We start from the raw sequence: 16870 nt of genomic DNA on the forward strand, positions 1-16870 counted from the left end.
ACAAGAGCATGACCGCGCGCGAGGTCGTCTCCCGCCTCTCCAGCGGGATGACGATCGGCATCGGAGGCTGGGGCTCGCGCCGCAAACCGATGGCCCTGGTACGGGAGTTGCTGCGTTCCGACGTCACCGATCTCACCGTGGTCTCCTACGGCGGCCCCGATGTCGGCCTGCTCGCCGCCGCCGGCCGGATCCGCAAGCTGGTCGCGGCCTTCGTCACGCTCGACTCGATCCCGCTCGAACCGCACTTCAGGGCGGCCCGCCAGCGCGGCGCGTTCGAACTGATGGAGCTCGACGAGGCCATGCTCATGTGGGGGCTGCACGCCGCCGCGAACCGACTGCCGTTCCTCCCCGTCCGCGCCGGTATCGGTTCGGACGTGATGCGGGTCAACCCCACGCTGCGCACGGTCACTTCACCGTACGCGGACGGCGAGGAGTTCGTCGCGATGCCCGCCCTGCGGATGGACGCGGCGCTGGTCCACATGAACCGCGCCGACCGGTTCGGCAACGGCCAGTACCTGGGCCCCGACCCGTACTTCGACGACCTGTTCTGCGAGGCCGCCGACACCGCGTACGTCTCCTGCGAACGCCTCGTGGAAACCGCCGAGTTGACCGAGAAGGCCGCGCCGCAGACCCTCCTCGTGAAACGGCACTACGTCACCGGGGTGGTCGAGACGCCCAACGGCGCGCACTTCACCTCCTGCGCGCCCGACCACCCCCGCGACGAGTCGTTCCAGAAGGCGTACGCCACCGCCGCCGCCGACCCCGCCGCCTGGGCGGAGTTCGGCGACCGCTTCCTGCCCGCGCACGGCGACGAGAAGAGCTATCAGGCGGCCGTCCGGACCTGGCACGAGGAGCAGCAGTGACCACGGATCGCACCACGGACCGCACGACGGCCGAAGCGGCCGACCGAGCCCCCGCCGGCACCGGCGCGCCCCCCGCCACCCGGGCCGAGTACTGCGTGATCGCCTGCGCCGACGCCTGGCGGGGCGACGGCGAGGTACTGGCCAGTCCGATGGGCGCCGTCCCGTCCATCGGCGCGCGGCTCGCCCGGCTCACCTTCGCCCCCGATCTGCTGCTCACCGACGGCGAGGCGCTGATCGTCGGCCCGGACGGCACACCGGAGGGCTGGCTGCCCTACCGTCAGCACCTCTCCATGGTCACGGGCGGCAGGCGTCACGTGATGATGGGGGCGAGCCAGCTCGACCGGTTCGGCAACCAGAACATCTCCTGCATCGGCGACTGGCACCGGCCCGACCGGCAGCTGCTCGGGGCGCGCGGCGCACCCGTCAACACCCTGAACAATCCAGTGAGTTACTGGGTTCCCCAGCACTCCCGCCGGGTCTTCGTCGAGCGTGTCGACATGATCTGCGGCGTCGGGTACGACAGCGCGGCGGCGGCCGGTCCGTCGGCGCGGCGCCACCACGGCCTCCGGCGTGTCGTCACCGATCTCGCCGTTCTCGACTTCGCGACCCCAAACCACTCGATGCGCCTGGTCTCGCTGCACCCGGGCGTCACCGTCGAACAGGTCCGCGCGGCCACCGGATTCACGCTCGTCGTCGCGCGGGAGGGCGTCCCGGCCACCCGGGAACCCACCGCCGCGGAGCTGCGCCTGATCCGCGAGGTCATCGACCCGGCGGGCGCCCGGAACCGCGAAGTGCGGGTCTGATGCGGACCGCGCTCACCGAACTCGTCGGTGTCCGCCACCCCGTCGTGCAGACCGGCATGGGATGGGTCGCGGGCCCCCGGCTGGTCTCCGCCACGGCCCGTGCCGGAGCGCTCGGCATCCTGGCCTCCGCGACGATGACACCGGAGCGGCTGCGGGAGGCGGTGCGCGAGGTCAAGTCCCGTACGGACGAGCCGTTCGGCGTCAATCTGCGGGCCGACGCCGGGGACGCGCGCGAGCGGGTACGGATCATCATCGACGAGGGCGTGAAGGTGGCGTCCTTCGCGCTGGCCCCCTCGAAGGACCTGATCGCCGAGCTGAAGGACGCGGGGGTGGTCGTCATCCCGTCGATCGGTGCCCGGCGCCATGCGGAGAAGGTGGCGGCGTGGGGCGCGGACGCGGTGGTCGTGCAGGGCGGCGAGGGCGGCGGCCACACCGGCGACGTCGCGACCACGGTGCTGCTGCCGCAGGTGGTCGACGCGGTGGACATCCCGGTGATCGCGGCGGGCGGATTCCACGACGGCCGCGGCCTGGTCGCGGCGCTGGCGTACGGGGCGGCGGGCATCGCCATGGGCACGCGGTTCCTGCTGACGTCGGACTCGACGGTGCCGGACGCGGTGAAGGCCCGCTACCTGGCCGCGGGCGTCAAGGACGTCACGCTCACCACGGCGGTGGACGGGCTGCCGCACCGGATGCTGCGTACGGAGATGGTCGCCTCGCTGGAACGCGCGGGCCGGGTACGGGCGCTGGCCCAGGCGGTGCGCCGGGCGGCGGGCTTCCGGCGGATCTCCGGCCTCGGCTGGCCCCGGATGGTGCGCGACGGTCTCGCCATGAGGCACGGCAAGGACCTTTCCTGGAGCCAGGTCTTGCTCGCCGCCAACACCCCGATGCTGCTGAAGGCGTCCATGGTCGACGGTCGCACCGATCTCGGCGTGATGGCGTCGGGGCAGGTGGCCGGGGTGATCGAGGATCTGCCCAGCTGCGCGGAGCTGGTGGAACGGGTGATGGCGGAGGCCCATGCGGCCCTGGGCACGGTGACACGCGCCTTGGCTCCGTCCCCCGAGGCACCGCCCCGGCCCTCACCCCCGCCGGGCGACGGAGCGGCGGTGCGGTGACCACGACGGTGGCCGTGACCGGGCGCACCGCGGTCACGGCCGCGGTCGCCGCACCTCGCCCGCGTGTGCGCCCGGACGTCTCGGCACGTCCCCCGTACGCCTCCGCGCGTGCGCCCCGGGCGTCTCGGCACGGCCCCCGCACACCTCCGCGCGTCTCCGCACGTGGCGTGTACGGGGGCGACGGCTACGCGGCCCGGCGGCCACGCCCCGTCCGCTCGGCGCCACCGTTCCCGGCACCGGCCCGGGTCCGGGAGCGCCCGGCACCGGCCGCGCGGGAGGAACCGCCGCCGGTGGAGCCGCCCGAGCCCCGGCGCTCGCCGTCCCCGGCACCCCGGCGCTCGCCGCCTCCGGAGACCCGGCCCGTGCCGTCGCCGCCCCGGCCGGTGCCACCGCGGCGGCGACGGCGCCCGCCCGAAGAGGTGCCGGAACCGCCCGGCTCGGCACCGCCGGACCGGGTGCGCTGCTTCGGCGGGGTGACCGGCTGGGGAACCTCGATGACGACCGCGACCCCGGACGGTTCCCGGGCTCCGGTGATCCGTACGAGTTCCTCGTCGCCGGAACGGACCCGGGTGGTGCGCGGGGAGATGCCCGCGTCGGCCATCAGCCGGTTCATCTCCCGCTTCTCCTCGGGGAGCACCAGGGTGACGACGCTGCCGGACTCACCGGCCCGCGCCGTGCGCCCGCCCCGGTGGAGGTAGTCCTTGTGGTCGGTCGGCGGGTCCACGTTCACGACCAGGTCGAGGTCGTCGACGTGGATGCCGCGTGCCGCCACGTTCGTCGCGACGAGGGCGGTGACCTGGCCGTTCTTGAACTGGTCCAGTGTCCGGTTGCGCTGCGGCTGCGAGCGCCCGCCGTGCAGGGCCGCGGCCCGTACCCCGTTGGCGAGCAGCCGCTTGGCGAAGCGGTCGGCGGACCGCTTGGTGTCCACGAACATGATCACCCGGCCGTCGCGGGCGGCGATCCGGATGGCGACGGCCTTCTTGTCCGTCTCGTCGGCCACGTGCAGCACATGGTGTTCCATCGTGGTGACCGCGCCCGCGGACGGGTCGACCGAGTGCACGACGGGATCGGTGAGGAACATCCTGACCAGCCGGTCGATGTTCGCGTCGAGCGTCGCGGAGAACAGCATCCGCTGACCGCCCGGCTCGACCTGCTTGAGCAGCGCCACGACCTGCGGCATGAAGCCCATGTCGGCCATCTGGTCGGCCTCGTCGAGAACGGTGACGGCGACCTGGTCGAGGCGGCAGTCCCCGCGTTCGATGAGGTCCTTCAGCCGGCCCGGCGTGGCGACGAGCACCTCGGCGCCCCGTCGCAGCGCGAGGGACTGCCGGTTGATCGACATACCGCCGACCACGGTCGCCAGGCGCAGATGTACGGAGGTGGCGTACGGCGTCAGCGCGTCGGTGACCTGCTGGGCGAGCTCGCGGGTCGGGACGAGGACCAGCGCGAGAGGCGCCCGCGGCTCGGCACGCCGCCCGGCGGTACGGGTCAGCAGCGCGAGGCCGAAGGCGAGGGTCTTGCCGGATCCGGTGCGACCGCGGCCGAGGATGTCCCGGCCGGCCAGCGAGTTCGGCAGCGTGGCGCCCTGGATCGGGAAGGGATCGGTGACCCCCTGCGCCGCCAGGGTCTTCAGCAGGGCCGCCGGCATGTCCAGTTCGGCGAACGCCTCGACGGCGGGCAGTGCGGGAGTCAGGGTCTCGGGCAGGGCGAACTCTCCCTGCGGCGGCATGGCCCTGCGACGGGACGACGCCTTGCCTGCACCCTTGGCGGCCGCCTTCGCCGGGGCCGTGCCGCGCCCCCTCGACGGGCGATTGCGGGCGGGGCGGTCCTGGCGTTCGGAGCGGGTCATACGGAATTGCCCTCCTGGGGATTCCTGGAATTTCCCAGGACCCCGGGGGAACTGCCGGGACCGCTGGGAACACGACGTGATGGGACGACGGACCGCGTGAGCGGGCCCGGGGCCACGGGGACAGCACAAGCCGGGACCCGCACCTCGACGGTGCGGGCCCCGGCTGCGGGTTGCGCGTCCGACGGTCAGGCCGGGACGATGTTCTCCGCCTGCGGGCCCTTCTGGCCCTGCGTCACGTCGAACGTGACCTTCTGGCCCTCGTGAAGCTCACGGAAGCCGGTGGCGCTGATGTTGGAGTAGTGGGCGAAGACGTCGGCGCCGCCGCCGTCCTGCTCGATGAAGCCGAAGCCCTTTTCCGAGTTGAACCACTTCACGGTTCCAGTGGCCATGTCATTCTCCTCAAGAGGTGCAGTGCCGGAAATCCGCACTTCACGAATTCCGCGTCGCCGCATTGAGCCCCATCCGGAGAAAGCCGGAAAACAATAATGCGCCCGACGAAGCATTCCCGTCAGGCGCACATCATGTTCATGGGTACCAAAACTGCAACGCGGCAACCGTAGCACGTTCCGCCGGCCGCGGCGGGGACGCGCCACGCCGCGGCCGGCGGATTCCGGCCCGGGCCGGAGGAAATCAGAGCCGTTCGATGATCGTCACGTTCGCCTGACCGCCGCCCTCGCACATGGTCTGGAGCCCGTAGCGGCCCCCGGTGCGCTCCAATTCGTGGAGCAGCGTCGTCAACAATTTCGCACCGGTTGCGCCGAGCGGGTGACCCAGAGCGATCGCGCCCCCGTTGACGTTCACCCGGTCGGGGTCGGCTCCGGTCTCCTTCAGCCAGGCCAGGACCACCGGGGCGAAAGCCTCGTTGATCTCGATCAGGTCCATGTCGTCGATGGTCATGCCGGTCTTCGCGAGCGCGCGGGCGGTGGCCGGGATCGGGGCGGACAGCATGCGGATCGGGTCCTCGCCGCGCACGGAGAGATGGTGGACGCGGGCACGCGGAGTGAGGCCGTGCTCGGCCACGGCGCGTTCGGAGGCCAGCAGTACGGCGGCCGCCCCGTCGGATACCTGCGAGGAGCAGGCCGCGGTGATCGTGCCGCCCTCCATGACCGGCTTCAGCGCGGCCATCTTCTCCAGGGTGGTGTCGCGGCGCGGGCCCTCGTCGGTGGTGACGTCGCCCACGGCGACGGTCTCGCGCGCGAAGCGGCCCTCGTCGATGGCGCGGAGCGCGCGCCGGTGGGAGCGCAGGGCGAACTCCTCCATGTCGAGGCGGCTGATGCCCCACTTCTCGGCGATGAGCTGGGCACCGTGGAACTGGTTGACCGGCGCGTCGCCGTACCGGGCGCGCCAGCCCTCGCTGCCCGCGTACGGCCCCTCCGTCAGGCCGAGCGGTGCGGCGGCCTGGCGTGAGGCGAAGGCGATCGGGATCTGCGTCATGCTCTGCACGCCTCCCGCGACGACCAGGTCCTGGGTGCCGGAGAGCACTCCCTGGGCGGCGAAGTGCACGGCCTGCTGGGAGGAGCCGCACTGGCGGTCGACGGTGACGCCGGGGACCTCCTCGGGCAGTCCGGCCGCCAGCCAGCAGGTGCGGGCGATGTCGCCCGCCTGCGGCCCCACGGTGTCGAGGCAGCCGAGGATCACGTCGTCGACGGCCGCCGGGTCGATCCCGGCCCGCTCGACGAGGGCCCTCAGGGCGTGGGCGCCGAGGTCGGCGGGGTGGATCCCGCCGAGGCCGCCCCCGCGCCTGCCGACCGGGGTGCGTACCGCTTCGATCACGTATGCCTCGGCCATGACTGCCACTCCTTCACGGGGCTCACGGGTTCGGGTCCGCCCAGGGGTCAGGTGTCCAGGGCGATGCCGTCCAGGACCATCGAGAGGTACTGACGGGCGATCTCGTCGGGGCTGTGCTGTCCGCCGGGCCGGTACCAGGAGGCCGCGACCCAGACGGTGTCGCGGACGAACCGGTAGGTGAGGCGGATGTCGAGGTCGGCGCGGAAGGTCCGGTCGGCGACACCGCGTTCCAGCGTGCCGAGCCACGCCTGCTCGAACTCGCGCTGGGAGTCGACGAGGTACTGGAAGCGCGGCTGGGTCGCCAGGTGCTTGGACTCCTTCTGGTAGATGGCGACGGCGGCGCGGTGCCGGTCGATCTCCCGGAAGGACTCGGTGACGAGGGCCTCGATGGTCTCCCGGGGGTCGAGTCCGGCGGCGAGCACCGCCTCGTAGCCCTCCCGGAGCTCGGTGAGGAAGGTCGAGAGGATCTCGTCGATCATCGACTCCTTGGAGTCGAAGTGGTAGTAGAGGCTGCCCGCGAGCATCCCCGCCGCGTCCGCGATCCTACGGACGGTGGTGGCGTTGTATCCCTGCGCGGCGAACACCTCGGCGGCGGTGTCGAGCAGTTCGCGGCGGCGCTCGGGCGAGGGGGTCACCTGGGGCTTCTTCTTGATAGGCACCTGCCCATTCTCCGCCCGCGGCCCCCTGCCCCGGGCGTCGCGGGCTCGGTGGCGGCCGTCCGCTCCGACGGGCTCTCAGGCACGCTGGCTGCTCACCGCGACGACCTCGCCCGTCATGTACGAGGAGTAGCCGCTGGCGAGGAAGACGATGACGTTGGCGACCTCCCACGGTTCGGCGTACCGGCCGAACGCCTCCTTCTCGGTCAGTTCGTCGAGGAGTTCGGCGGAGGTGACCTTCACCAGGTGCGGGTGCATGGCGAGGCTGGGGGCGACGGCGTTGACGCGTACGCCGTACTCGGCGGCCTCGATCGCGGCGCACCGGGTGAGCGCCATGACGCCCGCCTTGGCCGCCGCGTAGTGGGCCTGGCCGCTCTGGGCGCGCCAGCCGACGACGGAGGCGTTGTTGACGACGACGCCGCCGCGCCCCGCCGACCGCAGCGAGCGCAGGGCGGCCCGGGTGCAGCGGAAGGTGCCGTTCAGGGTGACGTCGAGGACCTTGGTCCACTGCTCGTCGGTCATCTCGGTGAGCGGCGCGGTGCCGCCGAGGCCGGCGTTGTTGACGACGACGTCGAGTCCGCCGTGGGTGCGTTCGGCGAGCGCGAGAAGGGCTTGGACCTGCGCCTCGTCGGTGACGTCGCAGGGCAGTGCGGCGACGCGGTCGGCGCCGAACTCCTCGGCGAGGGCGCGCTCCGTCTCGCCGAGGCGGCGGGCGTGCGCGTCCCCGATGACGACGCGGGCGCCCTCCTCCAGGAATCTGCGGGCGGTGGCGCCGCCGATTCCGGTGCCCGCGGCGGCGGTGACCACCGCGCTCCGGCCGGCCAGCAGCCCGTGTCCGGGTTCGTACTGCGGTGCGCTCACGCCCGTGCCTCCTCGGTCCCGGTCCGCGGGGTTCTCGACGGTGCCCAGCCCGTACGTTAACCTACCAAACACTTGTTAGGGAAGGATGAGCCGATGCCCGATGCCCACGACACGTCCGCCGGTCGTCCCCACACCGACACCGGCACCCACGGCCGGACCGGCACCGACACCGACGAGGTCGTGCTGTACGAGCGACGGGGCCCCGTCGCGTACGTGACGCTGAACCGCCCGCGCTACCGCAACGCGCAGAACTCGGCGATGACCTACGCCCTGGACGCCGCGTTCTACCGGGCCGCCGAGGACTCCGAGGTGAAGGTCGTCGTGCTGGGCGGTGCCGGGGACCACTTCTCGGCGGGCCACGACATCGGCTCCCCCGGGCGCGACGCCCACCTGCCGTTCCGGCGCCGGGCGGGGCTGTGGTGGGACCACTCCGACAAGGCGGGCGCGGAGAGTCGCTTCGCCCGTGAGTCGGAGGTGTATCTCGGCATGTGCAGGCGTTGGCGCGAACTGCCGAAGCCGGTCGTCGCCGCCGTCCACGGGGCGTGCGTGGCGGGCGGGCTGATGCTCGCCTGGGTCTGTGACCTGATCGTGGCGAGCGAGGACGCCTTCTTCGCCGATCCGGTGGTCCGGATGGGCATCCCCGGTGTCGAGTACTTCGCGCACCCGTGGGTGATGCCGCCCCGGATCGCGAAGGAGTTCCTGTACACCGGCGACCGGATGAGTGCCCGCCGCGCCTATGAGATCGGCATGGTGAACAAGGTGGTGGCGCGCGACGGACTCGCCGCCGCCACGGAGGAGCTTGCCCTCCGGATCGCGCGGATGCCGCGTCTGGGGCTGGCGCTCACCAAGCGCGCGGTCAACCAGGCCGAGGACCTCCAGGGGCTGCACACCGGCCTCGACTCGGTCTTCGGGCTGCACCACCTGGCGCACGCGCACAACGCGGAGACGGCGGCGGACCCGCTCGGCGGCATGGACGTTGCCTCGATGAAGCGGGCGGGGAATACGGAACCGCCGGAGACCGCGGGGACAAGGGGACGGACGGGCGCGGCGGGAGGGGCGGAGGGCTGATGGACCTCTCGTACACCGTCGACGAGGAGGCGTTCCGGGCCGAGGCCCGGACATGGCTGCGGGCCCACGTGCCCGACGAGCCGCTGCCGTCGCTGGAGACCGCCGAGGGCTTCGCCGCGCACCGGGAGTGGGAGGCGCGGCTGCACGCGGACCGCTGGTCGGTCGTCTCCTGGCCGCGCGCGTACGGCGGGCGGGGCCGCGGCCTCTTCCACTGGCTGGCCTTCGAGGAGGAGTACTACGCGGCCGGCGCACCCGGCCGGGTCTCGCAGAACGGCATCCATCTGCTGGCCCCGACCCTCTTCGACCACGGCACCGAGGAGCAGCGGGCCCGGATCCTGCCGTCGATGGCGAGCGGCGAGGTGATCTGGGCGCAGGCGTGGTCCGAGCCGGAGGCGGGCTCGGACCTGGCGTCGCTGCGGTCGCGGGCGGTGCGCACGGAGGGCGGCTGGCTGCTGTCGGGGCAGAAGACCTGGTCCTCGCGGGCGGCGTTCGCGGACCGGGCGTTCGGCATCTTCCGTACGGACCCGGGGGCCGCGAAGCCGCACCACGGGCTGACGTATCTGATGTTCGACCTGGCGGCGCCGGGGGTGACGGTGCGTCCGATCGGGAGGCTGGACGGCAAACCGGCCTTCGCGGAACTCTTCCTGGACGAGGTGTTCGTGCCGGACGAGGACGTCATCGGGGAGTCGGGGCAGGGCTGGCGCATCGCCATGGCGGCGACGGGCGCCGAGCGGGGGCTGACGCTCCGCTCCCCCGGCCGCTTCCTGGCCGCCGCGGACCGGCTGGCCGCGCTGTGGCTCGACCGGGGCGACCCGTCCGACTCCGCGCTGGGCGACCGGGTGGCGGACGCGGTGATCGGGGCGCGCGCGTACCAGCTGTTCACCTGCGCGGGCGCGTCACGGTTCGCGGCGGGGTCGGCCGTCGGCGCCGAATCGAGCCTCAACAAGGTGTTCTGGTCCGAGTACGACATCGCGCTGCACGAGACGGCGCTCGATCTGCTGGGCCCGGACGCGGAACGGGCGGACTCCGCATGGGCCGAGGGATACGTCTTCTCGCTCGCCGGCCCCATCTACGCGGGCACCAACGAGATCCAGCGCGACATCATCGCCGAGCGTCTGCTGGGCCTGCCGAAGGGACGGCGCTGATGCGTTTCCTCCTCGACGACGAGCAACGGGACTTCGCCCGCTCGCTGGACGCCATGCTGACGGCGGCCGGTACCCCGTCGGTGGTACGGGCCTGGGCCGCGGGGGACTTCGGGCCGGGGCGGGCGCTGTGGGGGCGCCTGGCGGAGGCCGGGGTGTTCGCGCTGGCGGTACCGGAGGAGTACGGGGGCGTGGGGCCGCTCCCGGTCGAACTGGCCGTCGCTTTCACCGAGTTGGGGCGGCACGCGGTGCCGGGGCCGGTGGTGGAGACGGCCGCGGCGGGGGTGCTGCTGGCGGGTGTGGGGGGCGCGGCGGCGAAGGAATGGCTGCCGCGTCTGGCGTCCGGCACGGCGTCGGCGACGTTGCGGGTGGACGGGTACGGACCGTACGCGCTGGACGCGGACGCGGTGGACGCCGTGTTCACGGTGACCGGTGACGTGTTGTGGTCGGCGCCGGGTCCGGGGGCGCTCTCGCCGTCGTCGGACCCGGCCCGGCGGCTGCTGAGCCCCCCGCCGGGCGGAGACGTCCTGGCGTCCGGGCCCGGGGTGGTCCGGGCGGCGGCGCGGGCCGGGCAGTGGGCGGCGTTCGCGACGGCGGCGCAGGCGCTGGGCACGGGCGAGGCGCTGCTCGGAGCCACGGTCGATCACGTGAAGCGGCGTTCCCAGTTCGGCACGGCCATCGGGTCCTTCCAGGCGGTCAAGCACCGGCTCGCGGATGTGCTGACCGGGCTGGAGTTCGCCCGTCCGCTGCTGTACGGGGCCGCGCTCGCGCTCGCCGAGCGGGCGCCGGACGCCGACGCCCAGGTGGCGGCGGCCAAGGTGAGCGCGGGCGAGGCGGGGTACGCGGCGGCGCGCGCGGCGCTCCAACTGCACGGCGCGGTGGGCTACACGCAGGAGCTCGACCTGTCGCTGTGGCTGCGCAAGGCGCGTCCGTTGCGGGACGCGTGGGGGACGCCGGGGGCCTGCCGGGCGCGGGTGCTGGCGGGGCTCGCGGACTCCTCCCGCGCGCCGCGGGGAGCGACGGGAGAAGCCTGAGCGGCCCGGACGGTCAGGTCTCGTACGGGGTGCCGTCGGAGGGCCGGTGGATGGTGCGCACCGGTGCCCCGGGCCGCCACACCCGCAGCACCATTTCGCCGGAGTCCAGGTTGGTCAGGACCACCTCGCCCAGTTCCGCGCGGAAGAGCTGGAACGGCTCCGGCGGTTTCGCCTCCTCGGTGAAGCGGGCCAGGAACGCGGGATCGGTCACCTCCACCGCCCGGCCGGAGACCCGGACGTCGCCGTCCGCCAGCTCCGCGTCCGGCCCCGGATTGGCCTGCACGGCGAAGCGCGGATCGCGCAGCAGGTCCAGCGCCTTGCGCGAGTCGGGCATCATGCCGAGCAGCAGCTCGCCGAAGCGGAAGTCCACCTCCAGTCCGGTGACCCGCGGCGCACCGTCCTTGCGGAGGGTGGCCAGGACGTGGTGCCGGTACAGCCCGAAGCGGGTCCGGACGGTGTCGGCGAAGGCGGGGTGGGCGGCCTCGAACGCCGCCCAGGAATTCCGTGGGGTCGATGTCATGGGGACAGGAAATCCGGGAAACCCGACATCCTCTGTCCGTTTTCCTGGCCGGCCTGCGGCCGACCCTCTGAACTCCCTGTGTCGCCCGACAGGGGCTCCTCCGCCTGTCGGGCGACACGTACGCCGCGGGCGCGCGATGACCCCGGCGGAGTTCAGGCCGCGTTCGCCCCGGCGGGCCGCTCCTCGCCGCGAGTGGAATCCGGCGCGGGGGCCGTGCGCAGGGTGAGCAGTGACCCAAGTGCGCCGACGGCGGCGAGGGCTGCCGAGCCGAGGAAAGCGGCGGAGAACCCGTCGGTGAGCGCGCCGGGGTTGCCGAGTTCGCGCGCGCCGTACGCCGCGGACACGGCCGTCATCGCGGCCAGCCCGAGAGCGGAGCCGACCTGGTAGCTGGTGTTGACGATGCCGGAGGCCAGGCCGCCTTCTTCGGGGCGCGCACTGGACAGTGCGGTACCGAGGGAGGGGATGAATGCCAGCGACATGCCGACCGCGGCCAGCAGGGAGGCGGGCAGGACATCGACCCAGAAGGTGCCCTCCGGCCGGGCGAAGGACAGCCACAGCATGCCTGCCGCGAGGGCCAGCAGGCCGGTGACGATCAGCGGCTTGGCCCCGAAGCGGGCCATCAGGCGGGGCGCCAGGACGATCATCATGATCATGATGGCGACCGTCATGGGCAGCAGGGCCGCGCCGGAGGCGAAGGCTCCCAGTCCCAGGACCTGCTGGAGGTAGAGGTTGAGGAAGAACCACATCGGGATCCACGCGGCGGCCATCAGCAGCTGTGCGATGTTCGCTCCGGCCAGGTTGGGGGCCCGCCAGATACCCAGCCGCATCAGCGGCTCGCGGCGCTTGGACTGGATGGCGACGAACGCGGCGATCAGGGCCACGCCGGCCAGAAGTACGAGCCAGGTCCGGGCCGAGCCCCAGCCGGTTTCGGGGGCGCGGACGATGGCGTAGACGGCGGTGGCCAGTCCCACGGTGACGGTGACCGCTCCCGCGAAATCGACGGAGCCGCGGCGGACTGGGGCCGAGGGCATGACAGCCGGGGTGGCAACCAGCACGACCAGGGCGATCGGGATGTTGATGTAGAACACCCAGGGCCAGCTGGCGTACTCGGTGATGACGCCGCCGAGGAAGACGCCGGCGGTACCGCCTGCTGGGGCCGCGGCGCCATACAGGGCCAGCGCCTTGGTCAGCTCCTTGGGGCGGGCACCGAAGAGCATCATCAGCAGAGTCAGGGCGGACGGGGCGATCAGCGCGGCACCGACGCCCTGCAGGGCACGGCCGGTCAGTTCGACCCAGACCTCGGAGGCGAGGCCGGCGACCAGGGATCCCGCGGCCATCACGGTCCAGCCGACAACGAAGATCCGCTTGGCGCCGAACAGATCGGACAGCCGGCCGCCGAGCAGGAGAAGCCCGCCGAAGGCAATGACGTAGGCGTTGAACACCCAGGACAGGCCCTCCTGGGAGAAGCCCAGGTCAACCTGCATCTTGGGGAGAGCCACACCGATTATGGACGTGTCCATGATGACCGCGAACTGGGCCAGGGCTATGACTGCGAGCGCCGTCCAGCGGCGCGGACCGGGAGGGGCGGTTGGGGTCGACACAACTATCTCCTATACCGGAGGGGGGTATGTTTCCGAGTCAGCAATATACCCCCCTCGGGTATACAGGCAAGTGTGTTCTTTCCCGGGAGGGGAGATCGCGAGAAGGCACAAAGCTCCGAGACGGAGCAGCGCGGCTGCGGCACCGGCGCCCGAAAACGGCAAGGTCGAACCGCACGGGCCGGACCACCGCCGGCCACGACCGCCCTTCATCGCCCAACTGGCGTCCGCGCACGCATACAGCGACGGGGAAGAAAGGGTCGAGATCTCGGCGGCCGGACGTCTCGCACGGCAATGGGCGCCACGCCGCGGGCGATGCGGCGGGTCGTGAGGGCGATGACTGCCCAGGCGACCAGGATCCCGGAGTGCCGGATGAGCCGTGCCGAGGAGCCGGTCGGCCAGGCGGAAGGCGCTTCCCCGCACGACACGAGCCCGAAGTACGGCCCGGTGACACAGTGCGGGCCCGTCGGCACGCCGTCGGCGCCGGGGAAAGCACCGCCGGCCGGGGTTCCTCGAAGGGGCCGCGCCGACCGACTGAAGGGCTTGGTCCTGACGCGATACCCCCAACCGCATGTCCACGGAGGTCGCATGTCTACGGATGTCGCGCGTCGCGACCGGCCCCGGGCCGACCGCTGCCACGGGTGGTGGCGGTCAGTGCTGGTGCCCGCCGCGCTCATCGGTGTCCGCCGTCTCCGGCGTGGCGGACTTTCCAGTCTGGACGGTGAAGGCCGCGGTGCGGACGGTGCCCTTGTGCTTGAAGTCCAGGAAGAGGCGGTAGCTGCCCGCACTGGGCACGGTGGTGCTGAAGGAGATGCCAGGGCCGGGCTTGGTGGTGCCGTCGCCGGGTTCACCGTTGGGGTGGACGTGGAGGTAGGCGAGGTCGCCGGAGCGCAGGGCGACCAGGTGGCCGTAGGCGCCGAGGTAGGGCTGCAGGTCGGTGACCGGGCGGCCGTTGCGGCTGACACCGAGGAGGACGTCGGACGTCTTGCCCGGGGTCAGGTCGGCGTCGAGGGTGACGGTGTAGCCGTCGACGGTGGTACTGGCGGCCGGCACGGGCAAGGAGGCGGCCTCGTAGGGGCCGGAGGCCGCGAGGTCGGCGCCCAGAGTGAGGTTGGGCGCGTTGTCGGCGGCCGGAGTGAAGTCGGCGAAGACGCGGTAGGAGCCGGCGGCGGGCACGGTGACGGGGGCGCTCCAGGTGCCGTCGGAGGCTCGGGTGGGGTGAAGGTGCCGGTAGGTGACCAGGTCACGCGAGGCGAGGATGAGATGCAGTTCCTTGCCGTGCTCACGCTGGAACGAGGTGACCTGCCGCCCCTGCTGATCGCGGATGGCGAAGCGGAGCCCGCTCTCTTCTCCCGCGACGACGCGGGGGGTTTTCAGGTCGAGGGTGTATCCGGCCCGGGAGACCTCCAGGCCTGCGGGCGTCGCGTCCGCCCGGCCGCTGTCGCGATCCGGGGCTGGCGACTTGTCATGCGCCGCATGGGCCGCCGGTTGCGGCTCCTGGTGGATGGGGCCGACCGCCGCACCGACGCCGTAGGCGGCACCGAAGGTCGCCGCGACCGCGGCGGCAAAAGCAGTGATCTTTACGCCCGTGTTCATGAGGGGCCCTTTCTCTGCGGTGTCGCGCCTTCCGCGACGAACACCCTCGACTGTATACCCCCCTAGGGTATAAGTGAGAACGTCGGAGGTGCATTTGGCAAAGATACCGCCAGGGGGTATACATGGAGGATCAACAACAGTACCCCCCTGGGGTACCGACTCGCATCCTTCAGGAGGAACCCATGTCCTGCTGCACCCCCGACGGCAGCTGCTCCACCGACACCGCCACGGTCGAGGCCGCCGAGGGCACCACCACCGTCTACAACGTCTCCGGAATGACGTGCGGGCACTGCAAGGCCACGCTCACCAAGGAGATCGGCGCCCTGGACGGCGTCCTGACGGTGGACGTCGACGTCGAGGCCGGCCGGGTGTCCGTGACCACCTCCGGCGAGCCCGACGACGCGCTGCTGACGAAGGTCGTCGACGACGCCGGATACGAGCTCAGCGGCCGCGCGGCCTGAAGACTCCGCCCACCGTCCGGGCCCGCCCTCGGGCCCGGCTCGTCAACGTGCCCGGCCTCGGTGTTCAGGGTGTGGTCGAGGGTCACGCGGTCCTGGTGGGGCGCACCAAGCTCCTCGCCGAGTGGGCCATGGACCTGCCGACGGGCCTGGCGCGGGCCAAGGCGGACGCCGAGGCCGCGGGCCGCACCGCGATCGCGGTCGCCTGGGACGGCGAGGCGAGGGCGGTCCTAGAGGTCGCCGACGCGGTCAAGGACACCAGTGCCGAGGCCATCACCCGCCTCAAGGCCCTGGGACTGTCGCCGATCCTGCTGACCGGCGACAACAAGGCCGTCGCCGAGGCGGTGACCGCGGAAGTGGGCATCGACGAGGTGATCGCCGAGGTCATGCCGGAAGACAAGGTCGACGTCGTCAAGCAGCTGCAGGGCGAGGGCTGTTCGGTCGCCATGGTCGGCGACGGTGTCAACGACGCCGCCGCACTCGCCCAGGCCGACCTCGGCCTTGCCATGGGCACCGGCACCGACGCCGCCATCGAGGCCGGCGACCTCACCCTCGTCCGCGGCGACCTGCGCGCCGCCGCAGACGCCATCCGCCTGGCCCGCAAGACGCTGGGCACCATCAAGTCCAACCTGTTCTGGGCCTTCGCCTACAACGTGGCCGCACTGCCGCTGGCCGCGGCCGGACTGCTCAACCCGATGATCGCCGGAGCCGCCATGGCGTTCTCCTCGGTCTTCGTCGTCAGCAACAGCCTGCGCCTGCGCGGCTTCAAGGCAGCCGCCTGAGAACCGCCCGCGCCACACAGGAACGAGGGGCGGACCCACTGGGCCCACCCCTCGTTCGCGCACTGGCTCCCCGGAGGGCAGCCGGTCGGTCGACAAGGAGTCCGCATGCGCGACTTCATCCGCCACGGCAGCGACGGCCGCCGACTGCACGCCACCGCACTGGGCCAGGGACCAGTACTGATCCTGCCGCACGGCGGCGGGGCGGGTCTTCGGTCGCTGCGCCCGGCGGCCGCGGGCATCATGACCGGCGGGGCGAGGCCGAACCGCTTGCTCCTGTTCGGCCCGGACCGGCCGTGACATGGATCCAGAACTTCAGCCGGCGGCCCGCCGGACCCTCATTCTCAGGTCCGGCGGGCCGCCGGTGCCCGCTACCACCAGAAGATCCGCCCGTGACCCACGAGGAGGTTCCCCATGGCCGCATCGTCATGGACCAGCACGGTACGCCGGGTAGCCGGCCATCCTCTCGTCAGGATGACAACCGCCGCGGCACTACAGGCCCTGGCGTCCCATCTCACGCAGCAGGACAGGCCCCGCCCGTCCTGCACGGACGCGTGCGCCCGCGTGCCCGCAGACCGCTTCGAGGTGCCTGCTGTCCGCGCGCGGACGCACTGACACGTTCACGCCGCGCGGTGGCGGCGCCGTCACCGGCCCAGCCCGCGGGTGCGGCGCCGCACCCTGTGCGGGTTCCCATGACGGCATGCCATCCGTCGGAACAGCCCTTGCGCCTGTACTCGCGGGGC

At 72.5% G+C, this 16870-nt stretch carries 16 protein-coding genes and 1 pseudogene; 9 read left to right on the top strand and 8 right to left on the bottom strand.

The annotated features are described in order from the left end of the window. The first annotated feature begins 8 nt into the window (after positions 1-8). The 3 genes from ACFYY6_RS08390 to ACFYY6_RS08400 all read left to right on the top strand — a co-directional run bounded on the left by ACFYY6_RS08390 (position 9) and on the right by ACFYY6_RS08400 (position 2778). Positions 9-863 (top strand): CoA transferase subunit A, encoded by an 855-nt coding sequence (locus ACFYY6_RS08390; RefSeq protein WP_386609865.1) that lies wholly within the window; start codon positions 9-11, stop codon positions 861-863. Between the two features lie 95 nt (positions 864-958). Further along, positions 959-1666, top strand: coding sequence for a CoA-transferase (locus ACFYY6_RS08395; RefSeq protein WP_351517892.1), 708 nt, complete (start codon positions 959-961; stop codon positions 1664-1666). Continuing rightward, positions 1666-2778 carry an NAD(P)H-dependent flavin oxidoreductase gene (locus ACFYY6_RS08400; protein WP_386609866.1) on the top strand — a complete coding sequence of 371 codons (1113 nt, stop codon included), beginning with the start codon at positions 1666-1668 and terminating at the stop codon, positions 2776-2778. Before ACFYY6_RS08395 ends, ACFYY6_RS08400 begins: the two co-directional genes overlap by 1 nt. 184 nt (positions 2779-2962) lie before the next feature. Here ACFYY6_RS08400 and ACFYY6_RS08405 read toward each other — a convergent pair whose 3' ends face one another. From ACFYY6_RS08405 to ACFYY6_RS08425, 5 genes are all read right to left on the bottom strand, one after another. Beyond that, positions 2963-4627: a DEAD/DEAH box helicase gene (locus tag ACFYY6_RS08405; RefSeq protein ID WP_351517857.1), complete on the bottom strand. Its 1665-nt coding sequence runs from the start codon at positions 4625-4627 to the stop codon at positions 2963-2965. A gap of 185 nt (positions 4628-4812) precedes the next feature. Beyond that, positions 4813-5016, bottom strand: coding sequence for a cold-shock protein (locus ACFYY6_RS08410; protein ID WP_351517856.1), 204 nt, complete (start codon positions 5014-5016; stop codon positions 4813-4815). 241 nt (positions 5017-5257) lie between these two features. Next, positions 5258-6415 carry an acetyl-CoA C-acetyltransferase gene (locus ACFYY6_RS08415; protein WP_389192253.1) on the bottom strand — a complete coding sequence of 386 codons (1158 nt, stop codon included), beginning with the start codon at positions 6413-6415 and terminating at the stop codon, positions 5258-5260. 47 nt (positions 6416-6462) lie between these two features. Then, positions 6463-7074 (bottom strand): TetR/AcrR family transcriptional regulator, encoded by a 612-nt coding sequence (locus ACFYY6_RS08420; RefSeq protein ID WP_388649436.1) that lies wholly within the window; start codon positions 7072-7074, stop codon positions 6463-6465. Positions 7075-7149: 75 nt separating this feature from the next. Further along, a complete protein-coding gene (locus ACFYY6_RS08425; protein WP_388649439.1) occupies positions 7150-7932 on the bottom strand; it encodes an SDR family oxidoreductase in 783 nt (260 codons plus the stop codon). A gap of 93 nt (positions 7933-8025) precedes the next feature. On the opposite strand from ACFYY6_RS08425, the gene ACFYY6_RS08430 reads away from it, so the two are divergent. The 3 genes from ACFYY6_RS08430 to ACFYY6_RS08440 are packed head-to-tail and all read left to right on the top strand — an operon-like array spanning position 8026 to position 11176. Next, the gene (locus ACFYY6_RS08430) at positions 8026-9000 is read left to right on the top strand and encodes an enoyl-CoA hydratase (protein ID WP_351623552.1); all 975 of its coding nucleotides are present in this window, start codon (positions 8026-8028) and stop codon (positions 8998-9000) included. After that, the gene (locus tag ACFYY6_RS08435) at positions 9000-10145 is read left to right on the top strand and encodes an acyl-CoA dehydrogenase family protein (RefSeq protein ID WP_389192256.1); all 1146 of its coding nucleotides are present in this window, start codon (positions 9000-9002) and stop codon (positions 10143-10145) included. The genes ACFYY6_RS08430 and ACFYY6_RS08435 overlap by 1 nt, the downstream gene beginning before the upstream one ends. Continuing rightward, positions 10145-11176 (top strand): acyl-CoA dehydrogenase family protein, encoded by a 1032-nt coding sequence (locus ACFYY6_RS08440; RefSeq protein ID WP_388649443.1) that lies wholly within the window; start codon positions 10145-10147, stop codon positions 11174-11176. Before ACFYY6_RS08435 ends, ACFYY6_RS08440 begins: the two co-directional genes overlap by 1 nt. Positions 11177-11189: 13 nt before the next feature. Here ACFYY6_RS08440 and ACFYY6_RS08445 read toward each other — a convergent pair whose 3' ends face one another. The 3 genes from ACFYY6_RS08445 to ACFYY6_RS08455 form a co-directional block, all read right to left on the bottom strand. After that, positions 11190-11696, bottom strand: a complete 507-nt coding sequence (locus ACFYY6_RS08445) for a pyridoxamine 5'-phosphate oxidase family protein (RefSeq protein WP_386609877.1) — start codon at positions 11694-11696, stop codon at positions 11190-11192. 152 nt (positions 11697-11848) lie between these two features. Continuing rightward, on the bottom strand, positions 11849-13297 hold the full coding sequence (locus tag ACFYY6_RS08450; protein WP_388649446.1) for an MFS transporter: 1449 nt from the start codon (positions 13295-13297) through the stop codon (positions 11849-11851). Positions 13298-13945: 648 nt separating this feature from the next. Beyond that, positions 13946-14890: a hypothetical protein gene (locus tag ACFYY6_RS08455; protein ID WP_351623560.1), complete on the bottom strand. Its 945-nt coding sequence runs from the start codon at positions 14888-14890 to the stop codon at positions 13946-13948. A 182-nt stretch (positions 14891-15072) separates the two neighbouring features. On the opposite strand from ACFYY6_RS08455, the gene ACFYY6_RS08460 reads away from it, so the two are divergent. The 3 genes and pseudogenes from ACFYY6_RS08460 (at position 15073) to ACFYY6_RS08470 (ending at position 16427) form a co-directional block, all read left to right on the top strand. Then, entirely contained in the window at positions 15073-15351 is a 279-nt protein-coding gene (locus tag ACFYY6_RS08460) for a heavy-metal-associated domain-containing protein (protein ID WP_351517843.1), read from the top strand. A 44-nt stretch (positions 15352-15395) separates the two neighbouring features. Then, a pseudogene (locus ACFYY6_RS08465) lies at positions 15396-16130 on the top strand (HAD-IC family P-type ATPase); the annotation flags it as partial. Between the two features lie 105 nt (positions 16131-16235). Next, the gene (locus ACFYY6_RS08470) at positions 16236-16427 is read left to right on the top strand and encodes a hypothetical protein (RefSeq protein ID WP_351623563.1); all 192 of its coding nucleotides are present in this window, start codon (positions 16236-16238) and stop codon (positions 16425-16427) included. Positions 16428-16870: the final 443 nt, after the last annotated feature.

The sequence above is a fragment of the Streptomyces sp. NPDC001750 genome, assembly GCF_042892615.1.
GTDB lineage: Bacteria > Actinomycetota > Actinomycetes > Streptomycetales > Streptomycetaceae > Streptomyces.